9 protein-coding genes are annotated in these 11,891 nt (G+C 63.0%); 2 read left to right on the top strand and 7 right to left on the bottom strand.

All coding sequences use genetic code 11. From position 1 onward, the window contains the following. Nucleotides 1-521: 521 nt before the first annotated feature. The 6 genes from GA615_RS04805 to GA615_RS04780 form a co-directional block, all read right to left on the bottom strand. Nucleotides 522-1,469, bottom strand: a complete 948-nt coding sequence (locus GA615_RS04805) for an acyl-CoA desaturase (protein ID WP_152050143.1) — start codon at nucleotides 1,467-1,469, stop codon at nucleotides 522-524. Between the two features lie 240 nt (nucleotides 1,470-1,709). Continuing rightward, nucleotides 1,710-2,936 carry an exo-beta-N-acetylmuramidase NamZ family protein gene (locus GA615_RS04800; RefSeq protein WP_152050142.1) on the bottom strand — a complete coding sequence of 409 codons (1,227 nt, stop codon included), beginning with the start codon at nucleotides 2,934-2,936 and terminating at the stop codon, nucleotides 1,710-1,712. Further along, nucleotides 2,933-3,874 carry an N-acetylglucosamine kinase gene (locus GA615_RS04795; protein WP_152050141.1) on the bottom strand — a complete coding sequence of 314 codons (942 nt, stop codon included), beginning with the start codon at nucleotides 3,872-3,874 and terminating at the stop codon, nucleotides 2,933-2,935. The genes GA615_RS04800 and GA615_RS04795 overlap by 4 nt, the downstream gene beginning before the upstream one ends. Then, the gene (gene murQ / locus GA615_RS04790) at nucleotides 3,871-4,788 is read right to left on the bottom strand and encodes an N-acetylmuramic acid 6-phosphate etherase (protein ID WP_152050140.1); all 918 of its coding nucleotides are present in this window, start codon (nucleotides 4,786-4,788) and stop codon (nucleotides 3,871-3,873) included. Before murQ ends, GA615_RS04795 begins: the two co-directional genes overlap by 4 nt. A 200-nt stretch (nucleotides 4,789-4,988) precedes the next feature. After that, entirely contained in the window at nucleotides 4,989-6,806 is a 1,818-nt protein-coding gene (locus GA615_RS04785; protein ID WP_152050139.1) for an Hsp70 family protein, read from the bottom strand. A 69-nt stretch (nucleotides 6,807-6,875) separates the two neighbouring features. Beyond that, complete coding sequence (locus GA615_RS04780) at nucleotides 6,876-7,355, bottom strand: DUF2760 domain-containing protein (protein WP_152050138.1); 480 nt, start codon at nucleotides 7,353-7,355, stop codon at nucleotides 6,876-6,878. A gap of 889 nt (nucleotides 7,356-8,244) precedes the next feature. On the opposite strand from GA615_RS04780, the gene GA615_RS04770 reads away from it, so the two are divergent. After that, on the top strand, nucleotides 8,245-9,987 hold the full coding sequence (locus GA615_RS04770) for a hypothetical protein (RefSeq protein ID WP_152050136.1): 1,743 nt from the start codon (nucleotides 8,245-8,247) through the stop codon (nucleotides 9,985-9,987). A gap of 141 nt (nucleotides 9,988-10,128) precedes the next feature. Here the strand turns inward: GA615_RS04770 and GA615_RS04765 are convergent, their stop codons facing one another. Continuing rightward, entirely contained in the window at nucleotides 10,129-11,148 is a 1,020-nt protein-coding gene (locus GA615_RS04765; protein ID WP_152050135.1) for a beta-ketoacyl-ACP synthase III, read from the bottom strand. A gap of 490 nt (nucleotides 11,149-11,638) precedes the next feature. Between GA615_RS04765 and GA615_RS27355 the strand changes: the two genes are divergently transcribed. Next, the gene (locus GA615_RS27355) at nucleotides 11,639-11,884 is read left to right on the top strand and encodes a hypothetical protein (RefSeq protein ID WP_161602176.1); all 246 of its coding nucleotides are present in this window, start codon (nucleotides 11,639-11,641) and stop codon (nucleotides 11,882-11,884) included. Nucleotides 11,885-11,891 lie beyond the last annotated feature (7 nt).

Below are 11,891 nucleotides of genomic sequence, written 5' to 3'. Positions count from 1 at the left end.
GAGGCGATCGATCGTCGGAAGTTTGGCGATGCGGCCCGCAGGATTCGAACCTGCAACCAAGGGATTCGAGGGCCCCCGCGTTTCCACGGGGCTCGGACTATCTCATCCTCCCCACCGAGGGTTGCCCCTCGGAGGGAGGCCGGGCGCTCATCGGCGGGGATTATTGTTGGGACTCACCCCGCTAGTCTCTGAACCGTCCTGGCCACCAGTGCCCGACCAGGCTTGGCTGCGGATTACCTTGCCGTCACGACTCATGGCGTGCTCACACGGTTTAGGCTTCCCGCAATTCACCCGGTTCGCAGCCGAAAGTTACCTTCCGGTGCCACCATTGATTGATGAGTCCCCTGCTCTGCCGTTGAGCTAGGGCCGCGACTGAAGCCACCATCATGGCAGCGGGCCGGATCACTTTGCAAGGTGATTCGGCCCGAAGAATTCTGAGACAACGGGAAACGATCGATTCAAGTCGCGTCAAACCAAACCCCAGGCGAAACCCTCATGGGGATTGGGCAAGCTCCTCGACTTTACTTGGCAACCCCCACGGCAGGCTTCGGCTGGGTCACGTGCGATCGAACCGGTGGCGCCTCGTCCGAGGAAACGGCCGCCACACTGGTTGCCGCCTGCGGCTTGACCTTCGCCAGCTTGATCGAGTGTGCCATGCCAACCCACGACATGAGCTTGACCGCCATGTAGGTCATGTCAAATTCCCACCATCGCAGACCATGCCGGGCCGACGTCTGGAACGCATGATGATTGTTGTGCCAACCTTCGCCGTAGGTCAGCAGTGCAACCCACCAGAGATTCGTTGACGAATCCCGAGTGTCGTGCGATCGATAACCCCAGACATGCGTCGCCGAATTGACGAGCCAGGTCGTGTGCAAGACCAGGACTGATCGAACGAAGAAGCCCCAGACGAGGTACGGCATCCCGCCGATCGCAAACAGCAAGACAGCCAGGCCGATCGGGAAAATCAGGTGCCAGCGATCCAGCCAAACGTGAACCGGGTCGCGGATCAGGTCCGGAGCCCATCGGGCATGATAGGCGGGGGTATGCTCCGAGGTGATGTCCGGCGTCATCCACCAGAACATGTGAGCCCAGCCGAACCCACCGTGCAGGGGGCTATGCACATCGTTCTCATCGTCCGAGTGGGCATGGTGCTTCCGGTGGTCGGCCACCCAGTGAATCGCCCCCCCCTCGGAAGCGGTGCAACCGATTGCCGTCATCACGTATTCAAGCCACTTCGGACGAACCGCGAAGCTCCGGTGCGTCAGGAGCCGGTGGTACGTCATGCAAATTCCAATGCCACCGGAGAGCCAGTGCAGGAACAAACAGACCGCCACTGCCTTCCAGCTGAAGAACTGGGGGAAGAACGCAAGCAACGCCCCCGCATGTAACCCGGCGATCCAGATCAGGGGGGGCCAGGCGATCTTCGTCGCCCGGGACTTGGGCTGTGCCAAGGTCTCCATCGTCATGAGGTTCCTTTGACTGCCGTTTCGGGATCGTGGAGGGTCGGCTGCACTCGCTAAGCCGCGATAACTGAGCAACCTGGATCGAGCCCGGGGGCGGGAAACTTACGGAGATTCGGGGAAGGTACCGTCCCAAGCAAGGGACGGCAAGAATCCAGGTTCTCGCTTCGAAAGAGAATTTTCTTGAGCAAGACCCGGAGAACCGGCCCCATCGCCGGCCAATTCAAACCGAATGATCGCAATTTCTCAAGACAAAGGATAGATCAGATTCGGTGTCCTTCGCTCCTGGAACGCCTGCTCATCCCTCCTCCACCGCTCCGACAGGTCCTCAATCCATCCCTTCAAATCGAAGGGCTGTTCCTGAGCCGCGGCCTCGATCCGAAGCCGTTCCTCCGACGAACCGAACAGAAGGTCGATGGCGATCGGAGCGTCGATGAACTCGTACGGCTCGGTTCGCCAGGCAAACCGCTCGGGATCGTCCCGAACGCCAAGCACGAGCATCAGAACGTACGTCTTCAACGCCGAAAACTCTTGTGGGTCAACCACATGCGGCTGGACGCCAAAGCATGTCATTCCGGCGTGCTTGTGGAAGACCGGTCGAAATACATTCGGACGCAACAGAACCCCAGGCAGATCGTTCAGCGTTTCGACCATGCGAGAGGAGGCTCCTTCCATCCAGGGGGCGCCCCAGTTTTCGAAGGGACGGGTCGTTCCCCGGCCTTCCGAGAGGTTTGTTCCCTCGATCAGGCAACCGCCCGGATACACCAGGGCTGTGTCAAACGTCGGCATGTTCGGAGAAGGGGGAACCCAGGACAGGCCCGTCTCGGGCCAAAGCATCTCCCGCGTCCATCCCGAACAGGTTACGATGTCCAGGTTCAGGTCGAGCTGTCGTTCCTCCTGAAAGAGCCGAGCCAACTCTGCCACCGTCATCCCGTGGCGGATCGGCATCGGGTAGGCCCCCACAAAGCTCTCAAAGCCGTCCTGAATCGACGGCCCCTCCACCCCAATGCCTCCGAGCGGGTTTGGCCGATCGAGGACCAGAAACGAGCAACCCACGCTGGAGGCCGTCTCCATTGCGTAGAACATCGTCGCGGCAAAGGTGTAGTACCGAGATCCCACGTCCTGGAGATCGAAGATCAAGCAGTCCAGACCGTCCAGGTCTTCGGCTCGGGGTTTCAGCGTGTCGGGAGTGGCCCCGTAGAGACTCACGATCGGCAGGCCCGTTCGGGAATCCGTCTCGGACCCCACCCCCTCCATGTCCTGCACTTCGCCGCGGAGCCCGTGTTCTGGACCAAAGAGACGGACAAGCTCGACCCCCGACGCCCCATGGAAAAGGTCAATCGCGTGGCGGAGGCGACGATCCACCGTGCTCTGGTTCGCGATCAGGCCGACCTTTCGACCCCTCAAGCGGTCGAAGCCCTCGTCCACCAGCCGGTCAAGCCCCGTTGCTACCCGAGGTGCGCTGCCGATCATTCCCATGCCCTCCTCGCCAGAATCACCGCCCCGAGTACCGGGTCGGCCACCATTCCCACCGGCCCAATCCGCGTCCCAAGCAATTCCCGCACCTGACCTTGTAACCGTTCGGCCCCGAGCAGAAACCCGCCCGCCATTGCCAACGGAGGCGGATCAGGATGCCCGGGCTTGTCCCAACCGATCCCCACTCGAACCGAGTCGACCAACTCCACCAGTTCCTCGGCCGCCGGACGGAGGATCAAGTCCGCAACGGTCCGGTCATGTTCGGCTGCCTCGATCACGCAGCGCGCCAGTCCAGCAATCCGAGCCCGATCCCAGCCAGGCCCATACAGCACGCTGATGATCTCCCGAGGGGTTGGCGCTCCCAGTTCCCGACAAAGCGACTCGGTCAACCGATCCTCGATCGGTGGTTCTGATCGACCATCGAACCGCCTTGCGACCAACCGCAAGCCGGCCAGGGCAACGGCATAGGCACTTCCTTCATCACCGATCAGCGGCCCCCATCCCCCCGACCGGGCCGACCGACCATCGGGAGCGCGTCCGACCGCGATGGAACCGGTCCCGGCAATCAGGGCGATTCCGAACCCCTCGGCCGTCCCCGCCGCGAGGACAAGGTCTCCGTCGTTCGCGGGAACGACTCGTTTTGCCCAGCCGTCGTCCTCGCACCAGCGGGCCAGCAAGGCTCGATCGTCCGGGCGATCGAAGCCCGCCAGGCCGAGGCACGCCACCTCGACCGGGGTTTCTCCGAGGCCCGCATCATGTCTCGCCCTCGCGATCGCCTCCCCAATCGCCGACCGAGCTCGATCCGGCCCGATCGCCTTGGCATTCGATGGCCCCGCGGTCCCTCGACCGAGGATGTCACCCTCGATCGCGGCCAGCCAGGCAACCGTCGAGGTTCCTCCTCCATCGACGCCAAGAACCAGGGGAAGCCGATTCATGGCGTCTTCACGCGAGGAGCGGCCTCAATGGCACCCCGAACCTGTCCTCCCGAAGCGTCGAGCAAGCGCCGGGCGGTCGGGGCATCCACACCGGAGAGGGCCATCACAAGGGCCGCCTTCAAATGACCACCGGTCTGTTCCAGCAAGGCTCCTGCCTGCTCATCGTCCAGGTCCCCAAGTTCCCGAAGGATTCGTCGGGTCCGGATCCGCAACTTCTGATTCGTCGGTTGCAGGTCGATCATCCGATTGCCGAATGTCTTGCCGATCAGAATCATCGCTCCGGTCGTCAAGGTATTCAGCACCAGCTTCGTCGCCGTGCCCGACTTCAACCGGGTTGATCCGGCGATGATCTCCGGACCGACGAGCAGCGCGATCTCAAGATCCACCCGCTCCCCCAGCACGCTCGGCCGGTTACAGGCGATGCCGATGGTCTTTGCCCCTCGCTCCCTGGCTCGATCGACCACCCCAAGCACGTACGGCGTTCGCCCCGACGAGGCGATCCCGACCACCACATCGCGAGCCGAGACTCCGAGCGCATCCAGATCTGCCGCTCCTTGTTCCGGATCATCTTCCGCCCCTTCCACGGCTCGGGTCAGGGCTGTTGGTCCCCCGGCGATCAACCCGACGACCATTTCCGGAGGCGTACTGAACGTCGGCGGGCACTCCGACGCATCGAGAACCCCGAGACGCCCCGAAGTCCCCGCTCCGGCGTAAATCAAGCGTCCGCCCTGGCGAAACCGATCCGCGATCAGTTCCACCGCTTCCGCGATCACCTGCTCCTCAGCGCGGACCGCCTCGATTACCTTCGCGTCCTCCTCGTTCATGACGCGAACGATCCCCAGGGCATCGAGCGTGTCGATTCGCTCCGAAGCCGGGTTTCTCGACTCTGTCAGCAGATGATCTTCGAGGGGCATGTTCTGTCCCGATTGTCCTTGAGTGCGTCAATCATCGAAGCGTGTCAACCGTTCCGGGCATCGACCGGACACCATTGGCCGGTCTCACTCGACCGGCACGGAGGGAACGCAGAACTACGAACCGCCGGAACTCGCCTCACGACCGTGACCGAACAACCCCTTCCGATCGGAGCCTTGAGCTCGATCAGCCGATTCTCAAATCAGCTCTCGCCCTGCTGATCTCTCACGTTGAATTCGAGTTTCCAGCGTCCCGGCGATCGCGTTCCTTCACACCAGAGTTCCAGCGTCCCCACCTCGGTGACGATGCTGTGCAGGGTCACGGGAACCACGTCCCCCTCCTCCCCTTCCTGATCGCCGAGCGACATCACCAGCGGAGACAGTTCAACCAGCTCCTCCGACGACCAGCGATCAAGCACCGTGCCGATCGTATCGTCTCGTCGCACGGTCGAGGCCAGAAAGCGGAACTCGGCCGATTCCCCGACCACTAGCCCGAGTTCGGAACCGGGAACATCCTCCTCCGTCCCTTCCTCCATTCCCATCGGCACGACACAGAGGGCCTTGATCGGCGCCGGGATGCCGGGAACCGCCGGGGCAGAGGTCTCGATCCCCACGTAATACGAGCGAGGCACGCCCCCCCGAATCCGAATCCCCTTTCCCCTGCGCACCATCCCGTAATAGGCCGCTCCTCGCGCCACCGCCAGGTCTGGCTCGTCGGCCGAGAGAACCGCAATCGGCGCTCCTCCCCAGGCCGAGAGGGTTTCGGAAACCCGATCGCGCAGGCCCGTCGCTTGAAACACCCCACCGTTAAACAAAACGGCCGATGGTCGAGCGATGGCATCCCCCGACGACGTTGCCTGAGCCTGTCGGCTGAGAAATCGGGCCAGGTGCCGGGTAATCGCCGGGTCGGCCGCATACGGCAGGCCGATCTCCGTCAACCCGATCCGACGACCTCGCGCGGGCTGGTCGGTCGCTTCGCACTTCGGAAAAAAGCCGTCGAGCAACACGGTCTGCAGCGTGGTCCGGGTCAGCTCGGCCTTCACTGCGCCGCCGATCACCTTCGATCCCCGACCAAGCACCGACACCGTCACCGACTCCAACTCTGGCTTCGACAGCAAGGTTTCCTTGGCGTTTCGGCAGGCGTAGGTCAACCCGATCCGCTGGGTCGGATCGAGCTTCTCCATCCCTCCTGGCAAGGTCGCGGCGACCGCGTGAGCCAGGGCCAGGTCCATGTTGTCACCACCGAGCAGAATGTGCTCCCCCACCGCCAGGCGATTGAGGACGAGGTCCCCATCCTGTTCCGCCACGCCGATCAGCGTGAAGTCGGTCGTTCCTCCGCCCACGTCGCAGACGAGAATCAGATCGCCCAGTGACACGCGCTTCCGCCACTCATCACCCAAGCCCGAAAGCCAGGCATAGAAGGCCGCTTGCGGCTCTTCCAGTAACGTCACCTGCTCCAGGCCGATGCTATTCGCGGCTTCGACCGTTAACTCGCGGGCCACGGCATCGAACGAGGCCGGTACGGTCAGATAGATCTCCTGTTTCTCCAGTCGATCCCCGGCCGATTTCCCCGCAATCAGAGCGTTCCAGACGTCTCGGAGGTAGCCGAGATAGGCACTCGACGCCTCAACCGGAGAGACTTTCGGCACCTCCTCCGGAGCGTTCCACGGAAGAAGCGCCGTCTCGCGATCGACCCCTTCGTAACAGAGCCAGCTTTTGGCCGAGCCGACCAATCGTCCCGGCACCTTCGATCCATGCTCACGAGCCAGCACGCCCACGACCCGATCCGGCTTCTTCGCCCAGGGAAGATCGGTCGATCCAGGCGGGAAATCCTTCTCCGACGGCAAGTACAGGAACGATGGTAACACCGGACGTTCCGAGACGTCGTTGACCGCGACCAGTTGAGGAATCGCCAGCGACCGCACCGGAGCCGGCCGCTCATCGGTCGCCTCCGAAGTGTCGACATACGCCAGAGCGCTGTTGGTGGTTCCCAGGTCGATGCCGACAACGAATCGGGACATGGAAATCGTTCCAGTCAAGCTCGGCTCAACAGGCAGCAAGGTCTGCCCGATCGCCTCGGGATCATGACGTCAGGACAGTTCAATCTCGGCCGGAGCCAGTACGGTCGATTCGTCCCGCGCTTCGGGAATGTTCGGAAGCTTCGCAGCCGTCACCCGCCAGCCGTGATGCTTTAACGTTCCTTGATACGGTGGGTTGCCCGAAACGTTGCCAAGCAGTCGAATCGCCGCCGGGTCGAACTCGGCGTCCACCGACACCGTATCCCCTTCCTCCCGGGCGAGCACCGGCTGAATCTCCAGGTACTCAGCCAGTGCCTTGCGGCAGCCGCGATGAATGTCTCGCACGGCGGCGCCGATTTGCTCGTCCGGAAACCCTTCGAGGTCTTCCTGGAGAAAGTCGATCAGGCGGCCATCACGTTGCAGAAGGGCAAGGATGCGGAGATCGGGACCCGACACCTTCGGCGGCTCCAGGGCAAGCGCGACCCGTTCGGCCATCTCCCGATCCGTGAGCACGTCCCAGAAGGCTCGAAGCGAAAGCAAGAAGCGATTCAACCCGCATCCTCCCGCAGTCTCAATCAAACGATCTTGACCCGCTCACCTGGCAAATTGCCAGCCGAACCGGCCTGGTTTCCGCATTCCATCAGTCTACCGGTCTCGCTTCCTCAAGGGAACGACTCGACGAACCTGATCGAAACAAGCTCATCCGAGACGCGCCATCGACCAAGGCTTCACCAGACCGCGCGACCTGCATCTCCTCCCGAGTCCGATCGGAAACCTTCACATCCACCCCGGGAGCCTGCACACGAAGGCCCGGTTCGGGCCGCGTCGTCGAGGCTTTTGGAAAGAGCGGCTTACCGACATTCTTCTCGAAGAAGCCGGGCCGTTTCTGATTTTGAGCGCAACCGGCGAAGATCAGCATCATTGCCATCGCCGGCACCATCAGCAAAGAGAGGACCCGCCGTCCAGGGCAGGCACCCGGCCATCCGTTGCTCATTGACCGACTCCTTCCGGAAGCTGGAGAACCGAACCCGTTGAGTTGAGAAGCGACATGACATTGAGAAATGTCGCAGTGTGACGGATTCACCACCGTCGGTCTCAAATGGATCAAAGCTTATCGCGCGAAACGACGCTTGCGGGTAATCCGAACACATCGCGGAAGCACGGCACACTTACCATCGTCCTCTTCGGTCGAATGCTCGGGACCGGTGAGACCGGCGCCTCGGTCCGATCCGAAATGCTCGGTTCAGGCGGACACCCGCCCCTGGTTTGAGCACTTCGTCGATGAAGTCCAACGCGACGGATCGCCGAACCAGTGAGCTAGACACCAGGCTCTGCCGCCTCAGGTGCCGCGATCGCGTCGTGGGCCGGAGTGGTTCGGTCGGTGGTGTACCGCGAGGGCGGCCATCGATCGGTGAAGCGGCAGTCAAGGAGGGGTTCTTCCATGAATCGAGATTCTCGGCAGCAGACGAATCGCCCTCGTACCCAGCGGGCCAAGGCTCGCGTGGGGCTCGAATCGCTGGAAACGCGCCAGCTGCTCTCGGGTGGGGGTGGACAGATCAACCCAGACTTGATTCCAAGTCTTTTGTTCAATCGTTCCTCGACGAACTTTCCCATCGTGGCCCGACCTCATCCGATCGGAGACGGGCCGGAGCTCCAGACACTGCTCGACAACGACGGCAAGGTCCTGATCGGACAGTTGCCCAACGGTGATCAGTTCTCCATCACCGTGGACGGCCCCGGTGTGGCCATTGTCACCGATGTCACTCCGAACGACGGCCTACTCAACTCCGAGATCGACACGATTCAGCTCGTCGGGACCGACCCGCATCGAACCCGTGTCACCGGACAGGTCAAGAGTTCCGATCGGGTGATCACCGACGGCCTGGTGGGCTTCAATCGCCTGCTTGCGACCGATGGGGTCGCCTCAATCGCACTCAACGGCTTCGTCCTCCGAGAAACCACAGAGGTTCCGACCGGCCCCCCTCGCATCGCGCTGCTCGGCGGGGTCAAGAACCTCTCCTTCCACGCCATCGAGGCCGCCGTCAACCCCGAGGCCGGCGAGCCGGTCGACGTGATCATTGGCGACCCGAGCACCCCGCTACGGGTCCGGCCCAATATTCAGATCGGTCATATCTTCAACACGGCCTTCGATCCTGCCGTCGGGCCGATCAACAACGTGCCGCAGACCGAACCGACGGTCCGCCTGATCGTCAACGGCGACATTCACTCGCTGGAACTTGGCTCGGTCACGGCCAACATCGTCCCGGCCGACATCAACGCCATTCTTTCGCCGGTCGCGTACACGGGCCGCACGAACGTTGAGGCGAGGGGAGTGGAAGGAATGAAGGTTGTCGGCTCGGCCCGCAACCTCGTTCTCGCCCGTGGAGATCAGCCCTTCACCGACCGCTTCAGCGGCCTGAATCGGGTCGGCCATGCCCACTTCGGCGGTCCTGCCGATGCCGTGGCGATTGACGCCACCGCAGGCCAGATCGGTCAACTGAAGTTCCTCCGAGGGCTCGGGAACCCGGCCAACACCACCCCCTCCTTGCTCGAAGCCGGCAATCCGATTGGCAAGCGAGGCTACCCCGCCTCCGGCCTCGCCGGTGGGGTGATCGCGGCCGAGGAAATCGGTTCGAGCACCTTTGGCCCGACCAACCTCGTCCGTCAGATTCCTCCCGACCCCCGGACGATCCAGTACGGCGGTCCCGGCACCATCAACTATGTCACGCGCCCGGGCTTCGCCCAGACCAACGTGACCATGACCGCCAATCGTTCCATCGGCGACACGACGATCGTTGGCGATTCCCTCAATACGCTGGTCGCCGCCGGGTTCGACTACCTCTCCTTCCGGCAGGGACTCGACCCGATCCGTCAACCGAGCCGCATCGGCTTCTACCAGCAGCGAGGCGATCTGGTCGATTCGGTCATCGCCGCCTCCTACCGGCCGACCGACGGCGTCTACGGGACCCCGACCGACGAGGCAGGCAATGGAACCATCGCCGGCCGGTTCACCGGAAACCTTTACCGGATCACCGGCGACGAAGCCTTCGCCCCGCCGACCGGACCGACCCGTGTTCAGGGTGCGGGCTTCTTCGCCCGCCGACTGATCGGTGATCTCCCCTCGATCGGTGGGCCTCAGCCCGAAGGTCCGAGGCGAATCCACTCCATTCTCACCCGGATGTGAGATCCCGATCCGAACGCACCTTCACCAGGATTGACCTGCGTCAACGAAGGGCCGCGGTGGACCATCTTTGTGTCCACCGCGGCCCTTCGTCATCGGCTCGGTGTCTTGCTCGAAGCTCGTCGGCCACCTTCGGGCCGCCAATCAGTACCGCAGCAATGCGGTTCCCCAGGCCAGGCCCGCTCCAAACCCGGAGAGCAGGAGCAGATCACCCGACTGAATCTGGTCGTCGCGCCGGAGTTCATCGAACGCAATCGGAATCGACCCACCCGAAGTGTTCCCGTACTTTTCCAGGTTCTTGAACACCTTCTCGCGACGGAAACCCAGCACGTCGCTGGCGGCGTGGATGATCCGGATATTCGCCTGGTGCGGGATGAACCACCGCACGTCGTCAATCGTCTGACCGGCGTGCTCCAGCACCGCGCTCGACGAATCGGCCAGCATCCGCACGGCCCATTTGAACACGGCTCGACCATCCATCGTCAGGTAATGCAATCCCTGCGTCAGGGCCTCGGACGAAGGTGGTAACCGACTCCCACAGGCCGGACGGTTCAATAGATCCCCTCCGGAGCCGTCGGAACCGAGTTGATAGGCCAGGAAGCCCTGCTCCGGCTCCCCTGGACCCAGCAAGACCGCGCCGGCCCCATCTCCAAAGAGCGGGTAACTTTTCTGATCGCCCGGATTAATCACCCGACTGTTGCAATCGGCCCCAATTGCCAGGGCACGCTTGCTGGTTCCGGCCGCCACGAACTGCGCCGCCGTCAGCATGGCGTACATGAACCCCGCGCAGGCGGCTTGCAGGTCGAAGGCCGGGCATCGCAGCTTCATGCGGTCCTGAATCAGGCACCCGGTCGACGGAAAGGCCATGTCCGGAGTCATGGTGCCGACGACCAGAAGGTCAACCTCTCCTGGGTCGCACCCCGCATCGGCGAGACAACGTTCTGCCGCGGCGGTGCCGAGATCACTGGTTGCCTGATGGGGCGGTGCGAACCGGCGCTCGTGGATGCCGGTCCGGTTGACGATCCATTCGGGATCGAACCCCAGCATCTCGCACAGGTCGTGGTTGGTCACGACCCGCTCCGGGACATACCGACCGCTCCCCAGGATTTTCACCCCGCGCAGCGAACGGATGGGGGCGTCGGTCTGCGATTGGCCTGTGCTCATGGGCGACGGCGTCGATCGGTATGATTCGGAAGGGGGGATGCGAGACGATGCGAGACGCCTCGCCTTTGCGGCTCGATTCGCTCGGGGCACGCGGTCCGCTGCGTTCCCCGTTCCGACCAACCCGGCGGCACGACCTGGGCCGTACGGCGGCGATCGGATCCAAGGCACGTCGGGAGGTCGTGAAGTCGAACGAAGGGAGTCGAAACGGACTGGCTCCAGACGACCGGGATGGAAAGTGACTATACTCAACCTCGCCGAACCTGACCATACCAAAGCGTAACCTCCGATGCCCGAACACCTGATCCGACTCCGAGGCCCCTGGGAATTCCGGTTTCCGACCGATCCCGGCATCGAACCGATCCGCCTCCCCCTCCCATCCGACACCCTCCCCGTTGCTCGGGATTCCATGACGATTTTGCGCCAGTTTGGGCGACCGGCTCGTGGGTCTGCGTCAATGGCGTGCCGGCTTCGCTGTGAGTCAATGCCGGGGTTGCTGACCGTTCACCTCAACGGCGAACCGTTGATCGAGCGATCGGCCGAGAACGCGCTCTCAACCGATCCGATCGAGGTGCCGATTCCCTCGCCGCTTCGCCTTCGCAACCGGCTTGAGCTTACCGTCCTGGGCAATGCCGCAAGCTTTGCCTCTCCGGAACGGCCCTGGGGATCAGTTGCCCTCGTCTTTACGGAACAGGACGAACCCCCTCGTGTTGACGAATCCGATCGCCGCACGCGATGATGACCCT

The sequence above is a fragment of the Tautonia marina genome (assembly GCF_009177065.1).
GTDB classification, from domain to species: Bacteria; Planctomycetota; Planctomycetia; order Isosphaerales; family Isosphaeraceae; genus Tautonia; species Tautonia marina.
This window is presented reverse-complemented; position numbering and strand designations above follow the sequence as displayed.